Below are 23107 nucleotides of genomic sequence, written 5' to 3' on the forward strand. Positions count from 1 at the left end.
CCCTACTCCTCGGTCCCGTCCCCCGCATGCTGGGCCCGCAGCTCCTTGATCGCGCGCCGGCGGGCCAGCCGGTGGGTACGGCGGATCTGGGCCTCCTGGTAGCGGCGCTTGTCCCGCTCGGTCTCCGGCACGACCGGCGGTACGGGGCGGGGCTTGCCGTCCTCGTCCACCGCCGCGAACACCAGGTACGCCGAGCCGACCTGCGTGGCGGGCGTGGACTCGTTCCAGCGCTCGGCCAGCACCCGCACCCCGATCTCCATCGAGGACCGCCCGGTCCAGTTGACCTGGGCCTTCACATGCACCAGATCGCCCACGCGGACCGGCTCCAGGAACGCCATCTCGTCCATGGAGGCGGTGACCGCGGGCCCGCCGGAGTGCCGGCCCGCGACCGCGCCGGCCGCGTCGTCGACAAGTTTCATGATCACGCCACCGTGCACCGTGCCGAGCAGGTTGGTGTCGCCTGCCGTCATGATGTGCGACAGCGTCGTCCGGGAGACGGAGGTGGGCTTGCCCGGAAGGTCGTCCTCCGGGCCGGTGGTGACGAGATCGGTCATGCGCCCACTGTATGCGCGGGGGCGCACATCCCCTCCCCCGCGCCCGTCCCGCACCACCCCCACTCCGCTCACGCTACGGACACCACCCGCCACAGCCGCGCTTCCTCTCCCCCTGACCAGGAAGTACCGCGCCGGAATCATCACCTCCGTCCGCATTGCGCAAGCGACGCCCCGCGTCACTTTGCATCAGCTCTGCAACAGCGGCGGCCCGATCTCGTACCTGCCCTGTATGGGGGAGCCGTAGGACAGGCAGACTTCCCCCATGAACGAGTGGCCTGGGTCCGACAACAGAGACCGGTACGGACGTGGCAGCGGCGCCGAGCCGGAGGGCGCGCGCGCCATGCCGCACGTACGGCGCGGCGGGCCCAACGGCCGCAACGGCCCCGTCCCCGGGCCGGGGCAGCAGCCGCCCGAGCCGCCGCTGCCGCCGCACCTCTCACCGCGCCGCCCCCCCGTCCCCCACCAGGGCCAGGGCCACGACCCGTACGGCAACAGCTACGACGGCGGGCACGACGACGGCTACAACACCGGCCAGGTCTACGGCGGCGGCCGCGGCGGCGGACAGGGCGGCGGCGGCCGCGCCCCGCGGCCCGCCCCCAACTGGGGCCGCCGCATCAAGTGGACCGTCCTGACGCTGGTCGCCGTGCTCCTCGTCACCTCGGTCGCCACGTACTTCTGGGCCGACGGCAAGCTGCGCCGCGAGGTCGACCTGAGCAAGGTCATCGACCGGCCGGAGGAGGGCGACGGCACCAACTACCTGATCGTCGGCTCCGACAGCCGCGAGGGCATGTCCGACGAGGACAAGAAGAAGCTGCACACCGGCTCCGCCGAGGGCAAGCGCACGGACTCCATGATGATCCTGCACGACGGCAGCAGCGGCCCGACGCTGATCTCCCTGCCGCGCGACTCGGACGTGGAGATCCCCTCGTTCGTCGGCTCCAAGTCCGGCAAGAAGTACCCGGCCAAGGGCCGCCACACCAAGCTCAACGCGGCATACGCCGAGGACGGCCCCGAGCTGCTGGTACGCACTGTCGAGCACAACACCGGGCTGCGCATCGACCACTACGTCGAGATCGGCTTCGCGGGCTTCGCCAACATCGTGGACGCGATCGGCGGCGTCGAGATGGACATCCCGAAGGCCTTCAAGGACAAGAAGTCCGGCGCCGACTTCCAGGCCGGCAAGCAGACCCTCAACGGCGAACAGGCCCTGGCCTTCGTCCGTACCCGCTACGCCTTCGCGGGCAGCGACCTGGACCGCACGAAGAACCAGCAGAAATTCCTCGCCGCCCTCGCCAACCAGACGGCCACCCCGGGCACCATCCTCAACCCGTTCAAGCTCTACCCGACGATGGGCGCGGGCCTGGACACCCTGCTCGTCGACAAGGACATGGGCCTGTTCGACCTCGGCTCGATGTTCTTCGCGATGAAGGGCGTCACAGGCGGCGACGGCAAGTCGATGAACATGCCCATCGCCGGCAGCGTCGGCGGCAACCTCCGCTGGGACAAGGCCAAGGTCGCCAAACTCGTCGAACAGCTGAAGAACGACGAGCCGGTCACGGTCAGCGGGAACGAGTAGGTCCGCCGCATGGGAAAGCCCCCGCCGAAGCGGGGGCTTTCCCGTGTATTGCGCGTTACGGCAGGTTCCTCGCCATCACGATTCGCTGCACCTGATTCGTACCTTCGTAAATCTGGGTGATCTTCGCGTCGCGCATCATGCGTTCCAGCGGGTAGTCGCGGGTGTAGCCGTAGCCGCCGAGGAGCTGGACGGCGTCGGTGGTGATTTCCATGGCGGCGTCGGAGGCGTAGCACTTGGCGGCGGCGCCGAAGAAGGTGAGGTCTTCGGGCTTGCCGCCGGCGGAGATGCGTTCGGACCTGGCGGCCGCGGCGTAGGTGAGCTGGCGGGCGGCCTCCAGCTTCATGGCCATGTCGGCGAGCATGAACTGCACGCCCTGGAAGTCGCCGATCGGCTTGCCGAACTGCTTGCGCTCCTGGACGTAGCCCTTGGCGTAGTCCAGGGCGCCCTGGGCGATGCCGAGGGCCTGGGCCGCGATGGTGATGCGGGTGTGGTCCAGGGTCTTCATGGCGGTGGCGAAGCCGGTGCCCTCCGCGCCGATCATGCGGTCGGCGGGGATGCGGACGTTGTCGAGGTAGACCTCGCGGGTCGGTGAGCCCTTGATGCCGAGCTTCTTCTCCGGGGCGCCGAAGGAGACGCCCGGGTCGGACTTCTCGACGACGAAGGCGGAGATGCCCTTGGAGCGCTTCTCGGGGTCGGTGACGGCCATGACGGTGTAGTACTCGCTGACGCCGGCGTTGGTGATCCAGCGCTTGACGCCGTCGAGGACGTAGTGGTCGCCGTCGCGTACGGCCTTGGTCTTCATGCCGGCCGCGTCGGAGCCCGCGTCCGGCTCGCTCAGGCAGTACGAGAACATCGCGTCGCCCTTGGCGAGCGGGCCCAGGTACTTCTTCTTCAGCTCCTCGGAGCCGGAGAGGATCACCGGCAGCGAGCCGAGTTTGTTGACGGCGGGGATCAGGGAGGACGAGGCGCAGACGCGGGCGACCTCCTCGATGACGATGACGGTGGCCAGCGCGTCGGCGCCGGCGCCGCCGTACGCCTCGGGGACGTGGACGGCGTGCAGGTCGTTGAGGGTCAGCGCGTCCCGGGCCTCCTGCGGGAAGCGGGCCTGCTCGTCCACCTCGGCGGCGAACGGGGCGATCTTCGCCTCGGCGAGCGAGCGCACCGAGTCGCGGAGCATGTCGTGCTCCTCGGACGTCCGGTACAGATCGAAATCAGCGGTTCCCGCCAAGGTTTCTCACTCCCCTGAGAGCTGACTGCAGTGCTAACTACCGTTAAGTAACCCGAATTCTAGGGGGCTGTACGGCACAGGGGATACGTGAGTTTGCCGACAGCACCCGTACGGTCCCGGCCACCGGGCCCGGACCTGCGGACAGCGGCCGGACTATGCTCAGGCAGCGCACTCCTCCCCGTATGCACCTGGAGCACCCATGGCCCTGAAGATCACCGTGATCGGCACCGGCTACCTCGGCGCGACGCACGCCGCGGCCATGGCGGAGCTGGGGTTCGAGGTGCTGGGCCTGGACATCGACCCGGCGAAGATCGCGATGCTGGAGCGGGGCGTGACCCCGATGTACGAGCCCGGCCTGGAGGAACTGCTGCGGGCGCACGTCGCGGGCATCGAGGGTGCCAGCGGCCGGCTGCGCTTCACGACCTCCTGGGAGGAGCTGGCGGACTTCGGCGACGTGCACTTCGTGTGTGTCAACACGCCGCAGAAGCACGGCGAGTACGCCTGTGACATGTCCTACGTCGAGTCGGCCGTCGAGTCGCTGGCCCCGCTGCTGCGGCGCCCGGCGCTGGTGGTCGGCAAGTCGACGGTCCCGGTGGGCAGCGCGGCGCGGCTGGCGAAGCGGCTCGTGGAGCTGGCGCCGGCCGGCGAGGACGTGGAGCTGGCCTGGAACCCGGAGTTCCTGCGCGAGGGTTTCGCCGTGCAGGACACCCTGCACCCGGACCGGATCGTCATCGGTGTCGACGGCGGGCGGGCCGAGGAGGTGCTGCGGGAGGTGTACGCGACGCCGGTGGCCGAGGGCTCGCCGTTCGTGGTGGCCGACTTCCCCACCGCCGAGCTGGTCAAGACGTCCGCCAATTCCTTCCTGGCCACGAAGATCTCGTTCATCAACGCCATGGCGGAGGTGTGCGAGGCGGCCGGTGGTGACGTGGTGAAGCTGGCGGAGGCGATCGGCCACGACGAGCGGATCGGCAAGAAGTTCCTGCGGGCCGGGATCGGCTTCGGCGGCGGCTGCCTGCCCAAGGACATCCGGGCGTTCATGGCGCGCGCCGGTGAACTGGGCGCCGACCAGGCGCTGACGTTCCTGCGCGAGGTCGACTCGATCAACATGCGGCGCCGCGGCCACATGGTCGAGCTGACCCGGGAGGCGGTCGGTGGTTCCTTCCTCGGCACCCGGGTCGCCGTCCTGGGCGCCACGTTCAAGCCGGACTCGGACGACGTACGGGACTCGCCCGCACTCAACGTCGCCGGGCAGATCCACCTCCAGGGCGGCCAGGTGACGGTCTACGACCCCAAGGGCATGGAGAACGCGCGGCGCGTCTTCCCGACGCTGGGGTACGCGGACTCGGCCATGGAGGCGGTGCGCGGCGCCGACGTGGTGCTGCACCTGACCGAGTGGCGGGAGTTCCGGGAGCTGGACCCGGCCGCGCTGGCCGAGGTGGTGGCCACGCCGCGCATCCTGGACGGGCGCAACGCGCTCGACCCGGAGCTGTGGCGCAAGGCGGGCTGGACGTACCGGGCGCTGGGGCGTCCGCACGCGTGACAGAGGCGTACGCATGAGGGGGCCGGGCTCGCCATGAGCCCGGCCCCCTCATGAGGTTGTCGCGCCTGCTCAGCCGTCGAGCTGTTCGATCGTCGCGATGGACGGTCCGCGCCCGTCGCGCAGCGTGCCCGCGACGTCCTCCGCGCAGCGCAGCACGCGGACGGCGTTGTGCCAGGTCAGCTTGGCCAGGTCGGCCGTGGACCACTTCCGGTCCAGGAGTTCGGCGACCAGGTTCGGATAGCCGGACACGTCGGCGAGGTCGGCGGGCGTGAAGGCCGTGCCGTCGAAGTCGCCGCCGATGCCGATGTGGTCGATCCCGGCGGCCTCACGCATGTGGTCGAGGTGGTCGGCGACGGTGGCCGCGGTGGCGAGCGGGCGCGGGTTCGCCGCCTCGAAGGCGCGGTGCACGGCCATGCCCTCGGCGGTGGTGTCCAGGTGGTGGAAGCCGTGCGCGCGCATGTTCTCGTCCGCCCGCAGCGTCCAGTCGACGGCCTCGGGCAGGATGAACTTCGGTACGAAGGTGGCCATCGCGATGCCGCCGTTGGCGGGCAGCCGCTCCAGCACGTCGTCCGGGATGTTGCGCGGGTGGTCGCAGACCGCGCGGGCGGAGGAGTGCGAGAAGACGACCGGCGCGACGCTGGTGTCCAGTGCGTCGCGCATGGTGTCGGCGGAGACGTGCGAGAGGTCGACGAGCATGCCGAGGCGGTTCATCTCGCGGACGACCTCGCGGCCGAAGGCGGTGAGGCCGTGCGCGCGCGGCTCGTCGGTGGCCGAGTCCGCCCAGGCGGTGTTGTCGTTGTGGGTGAGCGTCATGTAGCGCACGCCCAGGTCGTACAGCGCGCGCAGGGTGGCCAGCGAGTTGTTGATCGAGTGGCCGCCCTCGGCGCCCATCAGGGAGGCGATCCGGCCGTCGGCGCGGGCCGCCTCCATGCCGTCGGCGGTGTACGCCAGGCGCAGGTCGCCGGGGTAGCGGTCGGCGAGCCGGCGCACCACGTCGATCTGTTCGAGGGTGGCGCTGACCGCCTGGTCGCCGGTGTAGTCGGTCCGTACGTACACCGACCAGAACTGCGCGCCGACGCCGCCGGCCCGCAGCCGGGGGATGTCGGTGTGCAGGTGACCGGTCTGGTCGGCGGCGACGTCGCGCCGGTCGAGGTCGTAGCGGACCTGCTCGCGCAGCGCCCAGGGCAGGTCGTTGTGGCCGTCCACGACAGGGTGCTCGGCGAGCAGCGCGCGGGCCGCCTCCAGGGACGCGCTCACTTGCCGTTCCCGAAGCCGAAGCCGGCCGGGGAGGCGACCTTGTTGCGCAGCCGCTTGCCCTTCTCGGTGGCCTGCTCGTTCAGGTGCTGCTGGAATTCGCGCATCCGGGCCAGCAGGTCGGGGTCGTGGGCGGCGAGCATCCGGGCGGCGAGCAGTCCGGCGTTGCGGGCGCCGCCGACGGAGACGGTGGCGACGGGCACGCCGGCCGGCATCTGCACGATGGACAGCAGCGAGTCCATGCCGTCCAGGTACTTCAGGGGTACGGGCACGCCGATGACCGGCAGCGGGGTGACCGAGGCGAGCATCCCCGGCAGGTGGGCCGCTCCCCCGGCGCCCGCGATGATCGCCTTCAGGCCGCGGCCGGCGGCCTCCTCGCCGTACGTGATCATCTCGTGCGGCATCCGGTGCGCGGAGACGACGTCGACCTCGTAGGGGACCTCGAACTCGTCGAGGGCCTTGGCGGCGGCCTCCATGACGGGCCAGTCGGAGTCGGAGCCCATGACGATGCCGACGACGGGGGAAGTGCTCGCTGTCATTCGGTGATGGTTCCTCGCAAGTAACCGGCGGCGTGCGCGGCGCGCTCGCGCACGTCGGCCAGGTCGTCGCCGTAGGTGTTGACGTGTCCGACCTTGCGGCCGGGCTTCACGTCCTTTCCGTACATATGGATCTTCAGCTGCGGGTCCCGTGCCATGCAATGGAGGTACGCGTAATACATGTCCGGATAGTCGCCGCCGAGGACGTTGGCCATCACGGTCCACTTCGCGCGCGGGCGGGGGTCGCCGAGCGGGAGGTCGAGGACGGCCCGCAGGTGGTTGGCGAACTGCGAGGTGATTGCGCCGTCCTGGGTCCAGTGGCCGGAGTTGTGCGGGCGCATGGCCAGCTCGTTGACGAGGACGCGGCCGTCGGCGGTCTCGAACAGCTCGACCGCGAGGTGGCCGATCACGCCGAGTTCGTGCGCGATGCGCAGCGCCAGCTCCTGGGCCTGCCCGGACAGCTCGTCGCTCAGGCCGGGGGCGGGCGCGATCACCGTGTCGCAGACGCCGTCGACCTGGACGGACTCCACGACCGGGTACGCGACGGCCTGGCCGTGCGGCGACCGGACGACGTTGGCGGCCAGTTCCCGTACGAAGGGGACCTTCTCCTCGGCGAGAACCGGCACCCCGGCGCGGAACGGCTCGGCGGCCTCCTTGGAGGATCGTACGACCCATACGCCTTTGCCGTCGTAGCCGCCGCGGACCGTCTTGAGAACCACCGGAAACCCGCCGGTCTCCTCGGCGAACCGCTCCACGTCCGCCGGGTCGGCGACGATGCGGTGCCGGGGGCAGGGGGCCCCGATCGCGTCGAGCTTCGCTCGCATCACCCCCTTGTCCTGGGCGTGCACGAGCGCGCCGGGGCCGGGCCGGACGGGAATGCCGTCGGCCTCCAGAGCCCTCAAGTGCTCGGTGGGTACATGCTCGTGATCAAAAGTGATCACATCACAGCTACGGGCGAAGGCGCGCAGCGTGTCCAGGTCGCGGTGGTCGCCGATGACGACCTCGCTCACCACCTGGGCCGCCGAGTCCTGCGGGGTGTCGCTGAGGAGCTTGAACTTGATGCCGAGGGGGATGCCCGCCTCGTGGGTCATACGGGCGAGCTGACCGCCGCCGACCATGCCGACTACCGGGAACGTCACGCCCCCAGGGTATCCGCCCCGCCACGGAGCCCCGTCGCCCCCTTGGAGGAACATACGAACACAAGTGCGCCACTCTCGCCGTTCCGGCCTCCGGAGATCAGCAGGGGCGGTAGGCTCGCCGCCCGCGCGAAGGGGAAGGAACGCATGAGCGACGGCCGGAAACCCGGGCGCACCAGGACCGTGGGCATCGTCGTCGCGGTGGCGGCCCTGGCCGCCGCGGTCTACGCGGTGGTCACCCAGCTGACCGGGCCCGTCGTCTTCGACGAGGGCGACCGCGAGATATCGGTCTCGTCGCACACCCGGTTCTCGATCCGCCTCAAGGACAATCCGTCCACCGGCTTCCGCTGGGTCCTCGCGGATCCGGAGCCGGACCCGGCCGTACTGACGAAGACCGGCGGCCACTACGACGCCGACGAGCCGGTCCGCCCGGGATCGGGGGGCATCCGTTACGTCGATTTCATGGCGCGGGGCGCCGGACGTACCGAGGTGATTCTCAGATACTGCTTCCGCTGCGGCACCCCGCAGGCCGACGAGCAGGACGAGAACAGCAGGACCCGGCGGTTCCGCGTGACCGTGGACTGACATCTCCCGCACGTCCCTGCCGTCACGGATGGCAGGCAGCACACAGGCCGCCTGGTTAGCATGAGCGTGCGGTTGCACGGGGACGGCCGCGCGCAGACGCCCACGAACGCCCACCACAGGAGCTGAACGATCACGATGAGTGAACGGAGCGCACTGCGGGCCCGACTGGACGCGCTGGCCCGCGAACTCATGAAGTTCGGCGCCGTCGGGGGCGCGGGGGTCCTCGTCAACTTCGCCGTCTTCAACCTCGTACGGCACCTGACCGAGCTGCCCGTCGTCCGGGCCAGCATCATCGCGACCGTCGTCGCCACCGGCACGAACTACCTCGGCTACCGCTACTTCACCTACCGGGACCGCGACAAGAACGGCCGGACCAAGGAGCTGACGCTCTTCCTGCTGTTCAGCGTCGTCGGTCTGGTCATCGAGAACGGTGTCCTGTACGTGGCGACGTACGGGTTCGGGTGGGACACCTCACTGCAGAGCAACGTCTTCAAGTTCCTCGGCATCGGCCTGGCCACGCTCTTCCGCTTCTGGTCCTACCGCAGCTGGGTGTTCCGCGCGCTGCCCGCGCGCGAGGCCGTGGAGACCGCGGAGTCCTTCCTTGCGGAGGGCGCACAGACCGAGCAGGCGGCGCGCTCGGCGGCCGCCGAGCGGACGCGCGACTAGGGCGCTTCTGATGGATCTCCGTGGCCTCGCGACGCCCGGCACGCACTCTCGCCGCACGGCGCGAAGGGACAGGTGGCTCCGCCACATGACCCTTCACACCGCACCCCGAGCGCACGCACCGAACGCCGCTCGGTGCCCTCCACGGAGATCCATCAGAAACGCCCTAGGAACCGCCCCACCCCGGGCGGACGCGCGGCCGGCAGGCGAGCGCCCGCCGCTCAGGCACCGGCCCGCCCCGGCTCACTCCGCCGACGGCTCGGCCGCCTCGCGGGCGAGGAAGAGCGCGAACACCGGCGGGTACTGCTGGAGGAGTTCCAGCCGCCCGCCGTCCGCCTCCGCCAGGTCGCGGGCCACGGCCAGCCCCAGCCCCGTCGAGTTCCGGCCACTGACCGTCCGCTCGAAGACCCGCGAACCGAGGTCCGGCGGTACGCCCCGGCCCGCGTCCGTGACCTCGACGACCGCCTGGTTGCCGGTGACCCGGGTGCGCAGCGCCACCGTCCCGTCCCCGTGCATCAGCGAGTTCTCGATCAGGGTGGCGAGCACCTGGGCCACCGCCCCCGGCGTGCCGACCGCCCGCAGCCCCTTCTTGCCGGAGCGGACGATGGCCCGGTTCGCGCTGCGGTAGGCCGGGCGCCACTCCTCGACCTGCTGCTTGACGATCTCGTCGAGGTCGAAGGCGACGGCGGAGCCGGAGCGCGGGTCGCGGGAGTTGGTCAGCAGCCGCTGGACGACGTCGGTCAGCCGCTCGACCTGCCCGAGCGCGATGGTCGCCTCCTCCTTCACCGTGTCCGGGTCGTCGGTGAGGGTGATCTCCTCCAGCCGCATGGACAGCGCGGTCAGCGGCGTCCGCAGCTGGTGGGAGGCGTCGGCGGCGAGCCGCCGCTCGGCGGTGAGCATCCGCGCGATCCGCTCGGCGCTGGCGTCCAGCACGTCCGCGACCCGGTCCAGCTCCTGCACGCCGTAGCGGCGGTGGCGCGGGCGGGGGTCGCCGGAGCCGAGGCGTTCGGCGGTCTCGGCGAGGTCGGTCAGCGGCGCGGTCAGCCGGCGGGCCTGCTGGACGGCGAGCACCACGGCGGCCAGGATCGCCAGGATCGCCACGGCCAGGATGACCAGCAGCGTCCGGCCGATCTCGGCGCTGACCGCGGAGCGCGGCTCCTGGACGGTGACGGTCTCGCCGCGGTCGCCGTGCTGGGTCGAGGCGATCACGTCGCCCGTCGGCCGGGAACCGATCTCGATGCGCGGCCTGCCGGGGACCGTGATCTCGGCGTACCGCTTGGCGGTGATCTGCTCCGAGAGGATCTCGGGGGTGAGTTTCTCGCCGCTGCCCAGCCGGCTCTCCACGATGCCGACGAGCCGTACGGCTTCGGAGGCGACGCTGTCCTGCGCCCCCGACTGGATGGTGCGGGTCTCGACGATCACCAGCGAGACGCCGAAGACGGCGATCACGACGAGCACCACGGCGAGGGTGGAATTGATCAGACGGCGGCGCACGGTGTCCTCCGGGCGGGATGCTTTCGTTCTTCTACTTCTTCCCGCCCGGCGGCGGGTGCTCAGCTCTTTTCGAAGCGGAAGCCGACGCCGCGCACGGTGGCGATGTAGCGCGGGTTGGCCGCGTCGTCGCCGAGCTTCTTGCGGAGCCAGGAGATGTGCATGTCCAGCGTCTTCGTGGACGACCACCACGTGGTGTCCCAGACCTCGCGCATCAGCTGGTCGCGGGTGACGACCCGGCCGGCGTCCCGCACCAGCACCCGCAGCAGGTCGAACTCCTTGGCGGTGAGCTGGAGTTCGTCGTCGCCCATCCAGGCGCGGTGCGACTCGACGTCGATCCGTACGCCGTGCGTCGCGGGCGGCTGCTGCGGCTCGACGGACGAACCGCGGCGCAGCAGGGCACGGACGCGGGCGAGCAGTTCGGCGAGCCGGAAGGGCTTGGTGACGTAGTCGTCGGCGCCGGCGTCCAGGCCGACGACGGTGTCGACCTCGTCGGCGCGGGCGGTGAGCACGAGGATGGGGAAGGAGTGGCCTTCGTTGCGCAGCCGGCGGGCGACCTCCAGGCCGTCCATGCCGGGCAGGCCCAGGTCGAGGACGACCAGGTCGATGTTGCCCTGCAGACCGGCGTCGAGCGCCGTGGGGCCGTCCTCGCGCACCTCGACTTCGTAACCCTCGCGGCGCAGGGCGCGGGCGAGCGGCTCCGAGATGGACGCGTCATCCTCGGCGAGCAGTACACGGGTCATGGGCCGATGGTAGTCCCAGGTCTCACCTCCTCGGGCGGGACCCGGTACGCCCGGAGGCAGCCGGAATACGTCCCGCGGACGGCGTGCCGGAGACGGGCTCGCGGCCGGCGGGTGATCGCGGGCTACGGCGGACGGCGCGGGCGCCACCCCCGTACGGTTCCCGGTTGATCATGTGACCGTTGTCTCACTCGTCCCATCGGTGCGGTTGCTGGACGTATGGTGTCCCAACGTCCGTAGCACAGCCTCGGGACCCATGACTCTCAAGTGACGTCATCGGTCCCTGTTGTGTGCAGGGCTGGAACCACCAGTCTTGATACACAGTGAATGACCTGTCGACCGGGTCCACCGCGCGAGCAGCACGGGGGCGTGGATCCCGGTGTCACGACTTGTCCTGCCGATTCCTCTTCCAGTGGCGTCGGCCCCCGAGGACGTGGGGGCGGGCAACGTGACGCCGGTGCCGGTCAGCCGACCCGGGCGCGCTGCGGTCTCCCACGCGTCCCGAGCACACCTAGGAAGCACCATGGCGTCCAGCCTGACGAAGGACGCCGGCGCGCAGGGGAACCCTGCCAGCGACGGCAAAACCTTCTTCGGCCACCCCCGCGGACTGGCCACCCTCTTCATGACCGAGATGTGGGAGCGGTTCAGCTTCTACGGCATGAGGGCGCTCCTCGTCCTGTATCTCATCTCGGGCGGCGCCGACGCCAAGGTGGGCGAGCAGGGCGGCGGCCTGGCGATGACGGCCGCGACCGCCTCGGCGATCTACGCGGTCTACATGGCGATGGTCTACCTGCTGGCGATGCCCGGCGGCTGGTTCGGCGACCGGGTCTGGGGCCCGCGCAAGACCGTGGCCATCGGCGCGAGCGTCGTGATCGCCGGCCACCTCACGCTGGCGCTGCCCGGCGAGGGCCTGTTCTTCGTCGGCCTGGTGCTGGTGGCGCTGGGTTCGGGCCTGCTGAAGGCCAACATCTCCACGATGGTCGGCCAGCTCTACGACGGCCCGCAGGACCCGCGCCGGGACGCCGGCTTCACGATCTTCTACATCGGCATCAACCTCGGTGGCTTCATCGCCCCGCTGGTGGTCGGCACCATCGGCCAGAACGTCAACTGGCACGTGGGCTTCGCCACCGCCGGTCTGGGCATGGCGCTGGGTCTGGTCGGCTTCCTGTTCGGCACCCGCCACCTGAACCCGCGCAGCAGCGAGGTACCGACCCCGCTCACCCGCGAGGAGCGGATGAGCTGGCTGCGCAAGGGCCTGATCTGGGTCATCGTCGCGGCCGTCTTCTACGGCATCGTCGTGGCCACCGGGTCCTTCACGCTCAACTGGGCGCTGATCCCGATCAGCCTGCTCGGCATGATCATCCCGATCTCGGTCCTGGTGCGCATCAAGCGCGACAAGGAGCTGACGCAGTCCGAGCAGACCAAGGTCAGCGGCTACATCTGGTTCTTCGTCGCCGCCGCGATCTTCTTCATGATCTTCGACCAGGCCGGTTCGACGCTGAACGTCTTCGCCGACAAGAACACCGCGGACACGGTCTTCGGCCTGCACTTCCCGTCCACCTGGTTCCAGTCGGTGAACTCGGCCTGGGTCATGGCGCTCGCGCCGGTCTTCGCCGCGATCTGGACGGCCCTGGCCCGGCGCTCCAAGGAGCCCACCACGGTCGTGAAGTTCGCGATGTCGATGCTGCTCGTCGGCGCCTCGTACTTCGTGTTCATCGTGCCGATGCAGATGTCGTCCGGCGGCGACAAGGTCACCCCGATGTGGCTGATCACCGTCTACATGATCCAGACCATGGGTGAGCTGTGCCTCTCCCCGGTCGGCCTGTCGGTGACCACCAAGATGGCCCCGCAGAAGTACGCCAGCCAGATGATGGGCGTGTGGTTCCTCGCCGTCACCACCGGTGACTGCGTGGTCAGCCTGATCTCCCTGGCCGGTGCCGACCTCAGCGGTGTGGGGGTGGTGGCGTCCGAGGCGACGCTGGCCGTCCTGGCCGGTCTCGCGATCTGGATGTCCCGCAAGAAGATCGAGGCGTCCATGGGCGACGTCCGCTGACGCTGCCGTAGCGCGTCCCTCAGCCGCGGAGGGGCTCGGTGCCAGAGGGCACCGGGCCCCTCTTGCGCTGTGCGGACGCCGCTGTCCGGCGGTGCCGTACGGTCCTCAGCGACGCCGCAGTCGGCGGCCGGGCACGAAGGTGAAGACGGCGCCGCCCAGCAGGACCACCGTGCCCGCGACCAGGGCGAGGGCGCGCAGACTGCCGTGGTCACCGGCGCCGGTCTCCGCGAGGCCGCCCGAGGTGCCGCCCGCGCTCGCCGGGCCCGCCGAGCCGCCGCCCGCCGTGTCCCCGCCGGTGCCGCCGGACGCCGCGCCCCCGGACGCCGCGCCGCCGGCCGAGCCGCCGGAGGTGCCGCCCTGCTGGGCCGTGGTGTCCAGGGCGAGGGAGACGCCCGGGTCCTTCTCCGGGGTGCAGGTCGTGGTCGTCCCCAGGGCGTTGACGGTCAGCACGCCCGGCGTCAGGGTCGCCTTGCCGGTGGCGCCCGGGGTGTAGGTGCCCGTCAGGTCGGGGATCGCGATCGGCTGCCCGGACTTGATCGGCTCCTTGTTCGCCGGGCCCTCGGTCGTGACGGTGCCCTGGTCGGCGCCGCCGACCCGGACGTCCATGGACGGCTTGACGGCGCCCGCGGGAATGTCCGCCGGGCTGTCCATCACCGACTTGGCGAACTTCACCGTCAGGCCGTAGCCGCCGCCCTTCTTGACGGCGTTGATCTGGACCGGGGACGTGGCTTTCTTGTCGCCGATGGGGGTCTTGCAGGCGTACGGGACCTGGACGACCTTGCCCTTGTAGGCCGTGCCGTCCGGATCGCCACCGCCGCCGGTGGAACCGCCCGCACCGCCGCCCGTCGTGCCCGTGCTGCCACCGCTGCCGGCCGCGCCGCCGGCGTCCGAGCCGCCCGAGCCGCCGCCGGTCGTACCGCCGCCGGTGGTGCCACCGGCCGTGGTGCCGCCCGTACCGCTGCCGCCCGAGTCGCCGCCGGTCGTGCCGCCGCTGGTCGTACCTCCCGTACTGCCCCCGCCGTCCGTCACCTTGATCGTGGCGGCCGGCTTCACCTCCTCCTTGGGAGTGCACTTCGTGTCGGTGGAGATCGGCTTGTTGACGTTGATGTTGTAGAAGCCGGGCGCGAGGGTGACCTCGCCGGGCTTCTCCAGCTTCAGGGTGCCCTTCATGTCCGAGAGCTTCATCGGGCTGTTCTTGGGGACCGGCGGATTCTGCCGCGGCCCCTGGACGCTCAGCTCGCCGCTCTGCGCGCCACCCACCTTGATCTTGCCGCTGGGCTGCACGGTGTCCTTGTCCAGGTCGAGGATGTCGGGATTCTTGGAAGCGGCCTCCACCGTCCGCCACACCACCTCGACCTCGTCGCCGACCTTCGCCGTCGCGGGCGCGGTCACCTCCACCTTCGTGGTGCCCTGGATCGCGGGCAGGCCCGAGATCGGCGGCGGTACGCACTCGGTCCGGTACGCCGTCTCCGCGGCCCCGGCCGGTCCGGCGGCCGTCAGTATGCCCGCACCGGCGAGCATCAGGGCGAAGCCGCCCGCGCTCGCTCTCCTGCGCTTCCTCATCACGTGGAACCTTTCGACGTCGGCGGGTCGGTGGGTGGTGCCGTGGTGGCGGACGGTGCGGTGTCCGGGGTGAACCACGGCAAGGGGGCGGCGGCGCGGTCCGCGGGGGCGGGCTCCGCCGTGCCGGGGGCGGGCTGCGCGCGAGGGGCGGGGGCCCGGGCCCCGCGGTGGCGTCCGGCGGCTGCCGTGCGCCGGGGCGCACGCGGGGCGGCCCTGCCCCACGTGCGCCGCTTCGTACGGGCCGTTCCCGGGCGCGGGCGGACCCGGTCGACGACCGCCATGCCGATACGGAAGACGGCGGCCGGCACGACGACGCAGAGCAGGACCCAAAACAGCGCCACGCCCCACGGCCGGCCGACGCCCCACGGCTGCTCGGCGAGCACCTTGCCGCCGTACTTGAGCGAGACGAGATAGTCGCCGTGCGCCCCGGCGGGCAGTTCCACCGGCAGTTCGATCCGCTGCCTGCGCCCGGCGGGCACGGTGCCCTGCCACTGCCGCTCCTCCCACTGCGGGGCGAAGACCCCGTGCGAGGTGCCGACCTCGAAGACCGGGTCCTTCGCGGGGGTGGAGCCGACGTTCCCCACGGTGACCACGAGCCGCCGCTGCGGCGGCGCGCCGAACCAGGTCAGCAGGTTGCCGGAGCCTTCCAGGCGCGGCGGTGCCAGGACGCTGAGCCGCCCGCCCGCCTCCTCCCGGGGCAGCGGCGCGACCGGGTGCCCGGCCACCGTGAACGGGGCGTCGGCGGTGGCGGGCGCGCCCGTCACGGTGGCGGCGTGCACGACGCACGGGCAGGGTCTGGGCGGCTCGGCGACCGGCAGCTCCTTGCGGAAGGAACCGTCCGGGCCGGTGGTCACGGCCCGGCCGTCGCCGTTGGCACAGGCGTTGGTGCCGCCGATCATGTTCTGTCCGCAGATGAGCAGGGTCAGCAGTGTCTTCGGGCGCCAGCCGCGCCCGGTGACGGTGAGGGTGCCGCCCTTGCCCGCTTCCTGGGCGGAGAGCCGGATATGGGGCTTGGGGTCGGGTGCGGCCCGGGAAGCGGCCGAGGCGGGGTGCGCGGCGACAGGGAGGAGGAGAAGGCAGAGGAGGGCCAGGAGCGCCGGTCCGGCCACGCCGAGGGCGGTTGCGGGCCGGCTGGGTCCGGCTACGGGGGCGGCAGCGGCGGCCCGGCCCGTCCCGGCAGCCGCACGGGCCCGTACGCTCGCGTGCTCGCCGCGCCTCACGTGCCCGGTACGCCTCACGTGCCCACCGGGCCTCGCGTTCCCGCCCCGCCTTATGCGGTCGCCCCGCCTCACGCTCCCACCCCCGCCCCTGAAGGCACCCCAGAGGCCGCGTGCGTCCCCGTCTCCGGCTCCGCCCTCCGCTCGCCCTGCCGAGGCCCCGCGGCTCGCCTCCGGCGCCGTACGCGCCACAGGGCCGCGCCTGTCAGCAGCCCTGCGGACGGCAGCGCGGCGGCACCCCACGGCACCGCCGTGTAGGAGGCGCCCGCCGTCCCGCGCGCGCCGCCCGCCGCCGTGACGGTCAGCCGTACGTCCACCGAGTCCAGCGCGGGCGGATCGGGCCACGGCTCGGTCAGCGGGACCCGTCGGCCCGGCGGCAGCGTGACGGGGAGGAGGCGCGCGGCGCGGCGCAGGGCCGGTCCGAAGAGCCCGTCGGCGTCGACCGCGAGCCGTGGCGTGAGCGTGGTGTTTCCGCGGTTGACCAGCACGTACCGGATGACCGCCGCGCTCCCCCGGCGCTCCACGGCCACCTCTTCGACGCTCAGCGCGGCGAGCGCGGGGCCGGTCACCCGCAGGTGCACCGGGACCGTGGCCGTCCGGCCGTCCCCTTCGGTGACGAGCGCGGCCGGATGGTCGCCCGGGGCCGCGTCCCGGGGGACGGTCACGGTGAAGGGCACGTCCGCCCGGGTGCGCGGCGGCACGCGTACCTCCTTGCCCGCCGTCGCGATCCAGCCGCCGGACCGGGTCGGCCCGCCGCGCAGCCGGAGCGTCACCGCGCCGCCGCCGGGGTTGGTGAGCGCGAGCCTGTCCTTCAGGACCGCGCCGGGCGCGCCTTCCAGGTAGAAGTACGGGCGGTCCTGGGCGCTCGGCCGGGCCCCGCCGCCGGGGGCGGGCGCGGCGGTCCACCGGCCGCCGTCCGGGACGGGTACGGCGTACGCCCCGGGCGGGCTCAGGAGCGCGACGGCGGTCGCGAGGGCTGCGCCCGAGACCACCGAGCGGGTACGGGACGGCATCGGCGGCTCCTGGGGCTGGTGCAGGTGCTGTGCTCGTACGCTTGCGCGGGTCTCCGTAGCGGGGTATCGGCCTAGGCGCGCTTCTGATTGCGCCGCGTCAGCCACAGGACGCCCGCCGCGCCGGCGAGGAGCACCGTGCCGCCGAGCGTGCCGAGGGCGACGGCGGAGTCGGCCGGGCCGGTCTGCGGCAGCTCGCCGCCGCCGGAGGCGCCCGCCGATCCCCCGGTGCTGCTTCCGGAACCGCCCGTGGTCCCGCCCGTGGAGCTGTCGGAACCGCTGCCGCCCGTACTGCCGGAACCTCCTGTTCCGCCGGAACTGCCCGTTCCGCCCGATCCCTTGACGTCCAGGGTGAGCGACGGCTTCGGGTTGTTGGCGGGCGTGCAGGTGGTGGTCGTACCGAGGGCCTTGATGGTGAGCGTGGAGGCGGTGAAGGTGACCTTGCCGCTCTCCTTGGGCGTGTAGGTCCCGCTCAGGTCGCTGATCTTGATGGGCGTGTTGGCGGGGATCGCCTTGTCGTTGGGCGGCCCGGACACGGGCACGGTGCCGCTCTCCGCGCCGCCCAGCTTGATGAGCGCGCTCGGCTTCATGGCGCCCGCGCCCAGTTCGACGGGGCTGGAGGAGACGCCCTTCCGGAAGGACATCACGAGCTTGTACGCGCTGCCGCTGCGGGTGCTCCTGATGTCGATGGGCGAGACCGCGCCCTTGTTCCCGATCGGCGTCTTGCACTGGTAGTTGACGTCCACGACGTCGGCCTGCGCGGCCGGCGCGGCGAGCAGGACCGCGGACCCCGCCGTCAGCGCCACGGCCGCGGCCAGGCCGGCCGCGCGGCGGCGGGGGCGCGCGGCGTGCTGTTCGTAGAAGCGGGCCACCTTGAGTTCCCCTTCTCGCGGTTGAGCGCCGCCCGATGTTACTGACGGCACATCAGATCGGTGGCTCAAGGTACGCCGGGGACCTTGTCGAGGGAAGTCACAGAACAGGCCGGATCCGTGCGGCGCGGGACGCCAGGGGGAAGCGGGAAGAGCGGGAAGAGCGGGAAGAGCGGGAAGAGCGGAAAGGGAGGAGGAGGGAGGACGGAAAGGGGGAGAGAGGGACGTACGAGCCGCATGAGGCGCAGGGGGCGTATGTCCGGGCCCCGGAAGCGGGTGGACATTCGCGTCCTCGAGCCGCCGATGAGCCACCCGCCGGCCCCGTACGGAAGCCCCGGTCGGTGCCGCGCGCACGAGCTGGCCACAGCCTGTCCCGGCCCGTTCACGTACGGCCACAGGGCCACATCAGCCCGCCCCGGCCCGCGGCGCACCACACGCCGCCGCCCCTGGCGCGAACGAGGGCCCCTGCCCAGGGGCCCTAAGAGGGAGCGGCGAGCTCCGCCCACACGGTCTTGCCCGTGCCGTCGGGGTTGCGTACGACCCCCCAGTCCAGACACAGGCGCTGCACGATGAACATGCCGTGCCCGCCGGGCCGCCCCGCCCGGTGCGGGGTGCGGGGTGCGGGCGAGCCCGCGCCGAGGTCGGTGACCTCCAGACGCAGCACTTTGGCGTTGCTGCGCAGCCGGAGTTCCTCGGGCCCCTCCGCGTGCAGGCAGGCGTTGGTGACCAGCTCGGAGACCACGAGCAGGACGTCCTCGGCGGCCGCGCGCTGGTCGGCACTGGCAGCCGGGAGCCAGCTCCAGTCGTGGAGGGCCTGCCGGGCGAAGTCACGGGCCCGCGCGACGGCTCCCTGCACACCCGCCAGGCGCAGCCTGCGGATCTGGCCGGCCGGGACGGCCGGGGAGGCGGAGGGAGCGCCGGCGTTGCCCGGCTCCGGGCCGAGGTCGCCCGGCGGGTACGGCCGGGTGGTGCTCATCAGCGCTTCACCTCACCGATTCGCCATTTCACGGATAGCGGTTACCTGACAGATTCAACAGATTCAGATGTCTCCTGCCCGACGGGACCGTGAGAACACCCACTTCTTGGGTACGGAAGTTGTGACGCGGGCAACGCGTACGGAAGGAACCCCCCGTAGTGCACCGCCTGCGCCGCCGCCGTCAGTCGGCGAGAGCCTTGTCGAGGGAGTCGTGCACGGTGAACACCGCGTCCGCGCCAGTGATCTCGAAGACCCGCGCCACCACCGGCTGCATTCCGGCCAGATGTACCCCGCCTCCCCCGGCCTCCGCCTTCAGGCGGGCACCGAGCAGTACGTTCAAGCCGGTGGAGTCCATGAACTCCAGCTGCGAGCAGTCGACGACCAGTCGCGCGAAGCCGTCCGCGACGCACCCTTCGAGCGATTCCCGCAACAGGTCCGCGGTGTGGTGATCCAGCTCACCCGCGACGGTCACGATCGCGCTGGCACCCTGATGCCGGATCGCGACATTGAGCCGTCCCCGACTGGCACTGCCGACCGTCCCGCGGTCCATGCGCGTGCACCCCTCTTGCTGTCTCGGCGTCCGATTGCTTACGACTGCGCTGACCGAACACTACGCCTTCTCTACACGCAGCTGGTAGCCGAACAGTACGTAATCAGCTGCAAACCCGGACAACACGCACTTGCCATCTTCCGGCAAACCCAGGTAGGCGTAGTAAGGACACATTCGAAACGGCCGGCTTTGGAGGCGCCGCACACCGCAGCTTCGCGTAGAGGCATCGGCAGCCATATGCCGAGAACGATGGAGGACAACATGTCACCCCGGCTCGACGAATTGCGCACCGAAGACACCACGGAGACCGCGTCGTCGACTCCCTTGCCAGAGACCACCCTCGCAGAGGCCGCTCTCACCGAGGCCGTCCTGTCCGAGGCCGCCCTGCCCGCCCCGTCCCGAACGACTCATTCCCCGCAGATCACATCTGAATCGTCCGCACCGGACGCGATGGGAATCCCCGAGCTCGACGGGCTGCCCGAGATCCCCCCGTACGACGAGGTGGGGCCGGTGGACGCGCGGGCCCTGTCCAAGACCCTCTTCGAGCGCCTGGAGTCGCTGGAGGAAGGCACCCACGAATTCGCGTACGTCCGCAACACCCTGGTCGAACTCAACCTCGCGCTGGTGAAGTTCGCGGCCTCCCGGTTCCGCTCCCGCAGCGAGCCCATGGAGGACATCGTCCAGGTCGGCACCATCGGCCTGATCAAGGCGATCGACCGCTTCGAGCTCAGCCGCGGCGTGGAGTTCCCGACGTTCGCCATGCCCACCATCGTCGGCGAGATCAAGCGTTTCTTCCGTGACACCAGCTGGTCCGTACGGGTGCCCAGGCGTCTGCAGGAACTCCGCCTGGACCTGGCCAAGGCCGGTGACGAGCTGGCGCAGAAACTGGACCGTTCCCCGACGGTGAGCGAGCTCGCCGAACGCCTCGGCATCACCAACGACGAGGTCGTCGAGGGCATGGCGGCGAGCAACGCCTACACGGCCAGCTCGCTGGACGCCCAGCCGGAGGAGGACGACAACGAGGGCGCGCTGGCCGACCGCATCGGCTACGAGGACCACGGCCTCGAAGGCATCGAGTACGTCGAGTCGCTCAAGCCGCTGATCGCCGAGCTGCCGCCGCGCGACCGCAAGATCCTCTCGCTCCGCTTCGTCGCCAACATGACGCAGTCGGAGATCGGCGAGGAGCTGAACATCTCCCAGATGCACGTCTCGCGCCTGCTGTCGCGCACGCTCGTCAAGCTCCGCAAGGGGCTGATGGTCGAGGAGTGAGTCCGTCGGACCCCCCGCGGTCGCTGCCGGCCTGACGGGCCGGCAACCGCCCGCGTGGAAGAGGGCCTGCCCCGGATGTCCGGGACAGGCCCTCCTCTGCTGCAGGGCTCCCGCTGTCGGAGTCCTGCTTCCTGCTGTCCGGGTGACCGGGCCGGTGCCCGCGCCCGCCTCCAGTACGGCCGCCGGGTGGCCGGACCGCCGCAGCTCCCGGGCGAGCGGCGCGGCCGGCCGGGCGGCCGGCCGCGGGCCGCCGGCGGCCACGGCGCCGGTGGTGTGCGGGGTGCGGGCGGCCTCGCGGAGGAACTGCACGGGGCCGGTGGCCACGGGGGTCGCGGCGGGCGCAGGAACTGGTGTCGCGTTCATGCCGGTGACGCCAGGTAGCGCCGGAGCGCGGTCCATCGGCCGTTGTGCGAGGGGCACCCCGTACGAAAGTAGGGGGTGAGGAGGGCCGTGGGTCGATCCGGCTCGCGCTGACGGACATCCTCGGCGACGCGCCCGGCATCACCGTCGCGGCCGAGGCGGCGGACGGCGCCGAAGCCGTCGAGCTGGCCCGCGCCCACCGGATCGACGTGGCGCTGACCACCTTCGACCTGGACCAGTACGTGTACGACGCGCTCGCCGCGGGTGCGTCGGGCTTCCTGCTCAAGGACAGCGCCCCGGAGGACATCATCCGCGCCGTGCGGGTCGTGGCCGAGGGGCAGGCCATGCTCCACCCCACGGCCGCCCGCCGCCTGATTGACCGTTACCACCACACGGCCGCCCGCGGCACCCCGGGCGCCCGCTCCCGTATCGCACGTCTCACGCCACGCGAGACCGAGGTACTGGCACTTCTCGCCGACGGCGCGTCGAACGCGGAGATCGCACGCGCGCCGGCGATGCGCGAAAGCACCGTCAAGGCCCATGTCAGCCGCATTCTGGCGACGCTGGAGGTGGGCAACCGGGTGCGGGCGGCGCTGTGTGCGCGGGACGCGGGGGTGGGGGGGTGAGGGACAGACCTTCGTCTCGTCGCCCTCGGTGAAGCGCGCCGTGGACCTGCTGGGGCTGCCGGGATTCCCGGACCCGCTCGCCGTTCAGACGCGTACGCCCCGGTGCCAGACCTCCGAGACGAGGGGGACGCCCGGGCGGTAGGCGAGGTGGACGTGGGAGGGGGCGTCGAGGAGGGTGAGGTCGGCGCGGGTGCCGGGCGTGAGGCGGCCGATGTCGGTGCGGCGCAGGGCGGCGGCGCCGCCGGCCGTGGCGGACCAGACGGCCTCGTCGGGGGTCATCCTCATGTCCCGTACGGCCAGGGCGATGCAGAAGGGCATCGAGCTGGTGAAGGACGAGCCGGGGTTGCAGTCGGTGGACAGGGCGACGGTGGCGCCCGCGTCGAGCAGGGGGCGCGCGTCGGGCCACTGCGCGCGGGTGGAGAACTCGGCGCCGGGCAGCAGGGTGGCGACGGTCGCGCTGTTGGCGAGGGCGTCGATGTCGGCGGCGTCCAGATGGGTGCAGTGGTCGGCGGAGGCGGCGTCGAGTTCGACGGCGAGCTGGACCCCGGGGCCGTGGTGGAGCTGGTTGGCGTGCACACGCGGGAGCAGGCCCTTGGCCTTGCCCGCGGTCAGGATCGTGCGGGCCTGGTCGCCGTCGAAGGCGCCCTGTTCGCAGAAGACGTCGATCCAGCGGGCGTGCGGGGCGCAGGCGTCCAGCATCGGGCCGGTGACGAGGTCGACGTAACCGGCGGGGTCGTCGGCGTAGTCGGGGGAGACGATGTGCGCTCCCAGGAAGGTGACCTCGTCGGTGTGGGCGGCGGCGATGCGCAGGGCGCGGGCCTCGTCCTCGACGTTCAGGCCGTAACCGGACTTGGTCTCCAGGGTCGTGGTGCCCTGGCGCAGCGCCTCGGCGAGGTACTTGGCGACGTTGGCGTGCAGTTGCTCGTCGGTGGCGGCGCGGGTGGCGGCGACGGTGGTGCGGATGCCGCCGGCGGAGTAGGGGCGGCCGGACATCCGGGCGTTGAACTCGGCGGTGCGGTCGCCGCCGAAGACCAGGTGGGAGTGGGAGTCGACGAAGCCCGGGAGGGCCGAGCGGCCGCCGGCGTCGACGTGACTGTCAGTGGCGGGTGCTTTGCTTGTCGTACCGACCCAGGCGACGCGGTCGCCGTCGAAGACGACGGCCGCGTCCTGGATCAGACCGAGGGGGCCTTCGCCGAGGGAGGGGTCGTTGGTGACGAGGCTTGCGATGTTGGTGATGGCGGTGGTGCGGCCGTTCGCGGCGCGCTCCGCGGCGGCGGTGTTGGGGTTCATCGTGGGGGTGTTCTCCTTCGG

21 protein-coding genes are annotated in these 23107 nt (G+C 71.7%); 7 read left to right on the forward strand and 14 right to left on the reverse strand.

Annotated elements, in window-relative coordinates:
- Nucleotides 1-2 precede the first annotated feature (2 nt).
- Nucleotides 3-554 (reverse strand): acyl-CoA thioesterase, encoded by a 552-nt coding sequence (locus ACZ4Z1_RS03400; RefSeq protein WP_468484895.1) that lies wholly within the window; start codon nt 552-554, stop codon nt 3-5.
- A gap of 262 nt (nt 555-816) precedes the next feature.
- Between ACZ4Z1_RS03400 and ACZ4Z1_RS03405 the strand changes: the two genes are divergently transcribed.
- Complete coding sequence (locus tag ACZ4Z1_RS03405) at nt 817-2130, forward strand: LCP family protein (protein ID WP_468484896.1); 1314 nt, start codon at nt 817-819, stop codon at nt 2128-2130.
- A 55-nt stretch (nt 2131-2185) separates the two neighbouring features.
- On the opposite strand, the gene ACZ4Z1_RS03410 is transcribed toward ACZ4Z1_RS03405, so the two are convergent.
- On the reverse strand, nt 2186-3358 hold the full coding sequence (locus ACZ4Z1_RS03410) for an acyl-CoA dehydrogenase family protein (protein ID WP_468484897.1): 1173 nt from the start codon (nt 3356-3358) through the stop codon (nt 2186-2188).
- 199 nt (nt 3359-3557) lie between these two features.
- On the opposite strand from ACZ4Z1_RS03410, the gene ACZ4Z1_RS03415 reads away from it, so the two are divergent.
- Nucleotides 3558-4898, forward strand: a complete 1341-nt coding sequence (locus tag ACZ4Z1_RS03415) for a UDP-glucose dehydrogenase family protein (RefSeq protein WP_468484898.1) — start codon at nt 3558-3560, stop codon at nt 4896-4898.
- A 69-nt stretch (nt 4899-4967) separates the two neighbouring features.
- On the opposite strand, the gene ACZ4Z1_RS03420 is transcribed toward ACZ4Z1_RS03415, so the two are convergent.
- Genes ACZ4Z1_RS03420 through ACZ4Z1_RS03430 form a run of 3 tightly spaced genes read right to left on the reverse strand, consistent with a single transcriptional unit; the run spans nt 4968 to nt 7881 of the window.
- The gene (locus ACZ4Z1_RS03420; protein WP_468484899.1) at nt 4968-6155 is read right to left on the reverse strand and encodes a dipeptidase; all 1188 of its coding nucleotides are present in this window, start codon (nt 6153-6155) and stop codon (nt 4968-4970) included.
- Nucleotides 6152-6691 (reverse strand): 5-(carboxyamino)imidazole ribonucleotide mutase, encoded by a 540-nt coding sequence (gene purE, locus ACZ4Z1_RS03425; RefSeq protein WP_468484900.1) that lies wholly within the window; start codon nt 6689-6691, stop codon nt 6152-6154. Before purE ends, ACZ4Z1_RS03420 begins: the two co-directional genes overlap by 4 nt.
- Nucleotides 6688-7881, reverse strand: a complete 1194-nt coding sequence (locus ACZ4Z1_RS03430) for a 5-(carboxyamino)imidazole ribonucleotide synthase (RefSeq protein ID WP_468484901.1) — start codon at nt 7879-7881, stop codon at nt 6688-6690. Before ACZ4Z1_RS03430 ends, purE begins: the two co-directional genes overlap by 4 nt.
- A 90-nt stretch (nt 7882-7971) precedes the next feature.
- Here ACZ4Z1_RS03430 and ACZ4Z1_RS03435 point away from each other — a divergent pair, with 90 nt between their 5' ends.
- Nucleotides 7972-8409 (forward strand): protease inhibitor I42 family protein, encoded by a 438-nt coding sequence (locus tag ACZ4Z1_RS03435; protein ID WP_468484902.1) that lies wholly within the window; start codon nt 7972-7974, stop codon nt 8407-8409.
- A gap of 135 nt (nt 8410-8544) precedes the next feature.
- Nucleotides 8545-9075 carry a GtrA family protein gene (locus tag ACZ4Z1_RS03440; protein WP_468484903.1) on the forward strand — a complete coding sequence of 177 codons (531 nt, stop codon included), beginning with the start codon at nt 8545-8547 and terminating at the stop codon, nt 9073-9075.
- Between the two features lie 240 nt (nt 9076-9315).
- Here ACZ4Z1_RS03440 and ACZ4Z1_RS03445 read toward each other — a convergent pair whose 3' ends face one another.
- Together ACZ4Z1_RS03445 and ACZ4Z1_RS03450 are read right to left on the reverse strand one after the other, a co-directional pair.
- On the reverse strand, nt 9316-10566 hold the full coding sequence (locus ACZ4Z1_RS03445; protein WP_468484904.1) for an ATP-binding protein: 1251 nt from the start codon (nt 10564-10566) through the stop codon (nt 9316-9318).
- A 59-nt stretch (nt 10567-10625) separates the two neighbouring features.
- Nucleotides 10626-11306 (reverse strand): response regulator transcription factor, encoded by a 681-nt coding sequence (locus ACZ4Z1_RS03450; RefSeq protein WP_385238189.1) that lies wholly within the window; start codon nt 11304-11306, stop codon nt 10626-10628.
- Nucleotides 11307-11826: 520 nt separating this feature from the next.
- Here ACZ4Z1_RS03450 and ACZ4Z1_RS03455 point away from each other — a divergent pair.
- Nucleotides 11827-13356 (forward strand): peptide MFS transporter, encoded by a 1530-nt coding sequence (locus ACZ4Z1_RS03455; protein WP_468484905.1) that lies wholly within the window; start codon nt 11827-11829, stop codon nt 13354-13356.
- 105 nt (nt 13357-13461) lie between these two features.
- On the opposite strand, the gene ACZ4Z1_RS03460 is transcribed toward ACZ4Z1_RS03455, so the two are convergent.
- The 6 genes from ACZ4Z1_RS03460 to ACZ4Z1_RS03485 all read right to left on the reverse strand — a co-directional run bounded on the left by ACZ4Z1_RS03460 (nt 13462) and on the right by ACZ4Z1_RS03485 (nt 19541).
- Nucleotides 13462-14919 (reverse strand): hypothetical protein, encoded by a 1458-nt coding sequence (locus ACZ4Z1_RS03460; protein WP_468484906.1) that lies wholly within the window; start codon nt 14917-14919, stop codon nt 13462-13464.
- Nucleotides 14919-16028, reverse strand: coding sequence for a hypothetical protein (locus tag ACZ4Z1_RS03465; RefSeq protein ID WP_468484907.1), 1110 nt, complete (start codon nt 16026-16028; stop codon nt 14919-14921). Before ACZ4Z1_RS03465 ends, ACZ4Z1_RS03460 begins: the two co-directional genes overlap by 1 nt.
- Before the next feature lie 179 nt (nt 16029-16207).
- Nucleotides 16208-17149, reverse strand: coding sequence for a COG1470 family protein (locus tag ACZ4Z1_RS03470; RefSeq protein ID WP_468484908.1), 942 nt, complete (start codon nt 17147-17149; stop codon nt 16208-16210).
- Nucleotides 17150-17220: 71 nt separating this feature from the next.
- A complete protein-coding gene (locus ACZ4Z1_RS03475) occupies nt 17221-18018 on the reverse strand; it encodes an LPXTG cell wall anchor domain-containing protein (protein WP_468484909.1) in 798 nt (265 codons plus the stop codon).
- Between the two features lie 475 nt (nt 18019-18493).
- Nucleotides 18494-18991, reverse strand: a complete 498-nt coding sequence (locus ACZ4Z1_RS03480; protein WP_468484910.1) for an ATP-binding protein — start codon at nt 18989-18991, stop codon at nt 18494-18496.
- A 181-nt stretch (nt 18992-19172) separates the two neighbouring features.
- Nucleotides 19173-19541 carry an STAS domain-containing protein gene (locus tag ACZ4Z1_RS03485; RefSeq protein WP_031009365.1) on the reverse strand — a complete coding sequence of 123 codons (369 nt, stop codon included), beginning with the start codon at nt 19539-19541 and terminating at the stop codon, nt 19173-19175.
- 261 nt (nt 19542-19802) lie between these two features.
- Here ACZ4Z1_RS03485 and ACZ4Z1_RS03490 point away from each other — a divergent pair, with 261 nt between their 5' ends.
- Entirely contained in the window at nt 19803-20810 is a 1008-nt protein-coding gene (locus ACZ4Z1_RS03490) for an RNA polymerase sigma factor SigF (protein ID WP_468484911.1), read from the forward strand.
- A 407-nt stretch (nt 20811-21217) separates the two neighbouring features.
- Nucleotides 21218-21796 carry a LuxR C-terminal-related transcriptional regulator gene (locus ACZ4Z1_RS03495; RefSeq protein ID WP_468484912.1) on the forward strand — a complete coding sequence of 193 codons (579 nt, stop codon included), beginning with the start codon at nt 21218-21220 and terminating at the stop codon, nt 21794-21796.
- An 84-nt stretch (nt 21797-21880) separates the two neighbouring features.
- On the opposite strand, the gene hutI is transcribed toward ACZ4Z1_RS03495, so the two are convergent.
- Nucleotides 21881-23086: an imidazolonepropionase gene (gene hutI / locus ACZ4Z1_RS03500; RefSeq protein WP_468484913.1), complete on the reverse strand. Its 1206-nt coding sequence runs from the start codon at nt 23084-23086 to the stop codon at nt 21881-21883.
- Nucleotides 23087-23107: the final 21 nt, after the last annotated feature.

It is taken from the genome of Streptomyces sp. NPDC030165 (assembly GCF_055573595.1).

Coding starts and splice junctions, on each gene's coding strand:
- ACZ4Z1_RS03400 (WP_468484895.1), bottom strand. CDS start 554: ATGACCGATCTCGTCACCACCGGCCCGGAGGACGACCTTCCGGGCAAG.
- ACZ4Z1_RS03405 (WP_468484896.1), top strand. CDS start 817: ATGAACGAGTGGCCTGGGTCCGACAACAGAGACCGGTACGGACGTGGC.
- ACZ4Z1_RS03415 (WP_468484898.1), top strand. CDS start 3,558: ATGGCCCTGAAGATCACCGTGATCGGCACCGGCTACCTCGGCGCGACG.
- purE (WP_468484900.1), bottom strand. CDS start 6,691: ATGACAGCGAGCACTTCCCCCGTCGTCGGCATCGTCATGGGCTCCGAC.
- ACZ4Z1_RS03430 (WP_468484901.1), bottom strand. CDS start 7,881: ATGTTCCTCCAAGGGGGCGACGGGGCTCCGTGGCGGGGCGGATACCCT.
- ACZ4Z1_RS03435 (WP_468484902.1), top strand. CDS start 7,972: ATGAGCGACGGCCGGAAACCCGGGCGCACCAGGACCGTGGGCATCGTC.
- ACZ4Z1_RS03440 (WP_468484903.1), top strand. CDS start 8,545: ATGAGTGAACGGAGCGCACTGCGGGCCCGACTGGACGCGCTGGCCCGC.
- ACZ4Z1_RS03450 (WP_385238189.1), bottom strand. CDS start 11,306: ATGACCCGTGTACTGCTCGCCGAGGATGACGCGTCCATCTCGGAGCCG.
- ACZ4Z1_RS03455 (WP_468484905.1), top strand. CDS start 11,827: ATGGCGTCCAGCCTGACGAAGGACGCCGGCGCGCAGGGGAACCCTGCC.
- ACZ4Z1_RS03460 (WP_468484906.1), bottom strand. CDS start 14,919: ATGAGGAAGCGCAGGAGAGCGAGCGCGGGCGGCTTCGCCCTGATGCTC.
- ACZ4Z1_RS03470 (WP_468484908.1), bottom strand. CDS start 17,149: ATGCCGTCCCGTACCCGCTCGGTGGTCTCGGGCGCAGCCCTCGCGACC.
- ACZ4Z1_RS03480 (WP_468484910.1), bottom strand. CDS start 18,991: ATGAGCACCACCCGGCCGTACCCGCCGGGCGACCTCGGCCCGGAGCCG.
- ACZ4Z1_RS03485 (WP_031009365.1), bottom strand. CDS start 19,541: ATGGACCGCGGGACGGTCGGCAGTGCCAGTCGGGGACGGCTCAATGTC.
- ACZ4Z1_RS03490 (WP_468484911.1), top strand. CDS start 19,803: ATGTCACCCCGGCTCGACGAATTGCGCACCGAAGACACCACGGAGACC.
- hutI (WP_468484913.1), bottom strand. CDS start 23,086: ATGAACCCCAACACCGCCGCCGCGGAGCGCGCCGCGAACGGCCGCACC.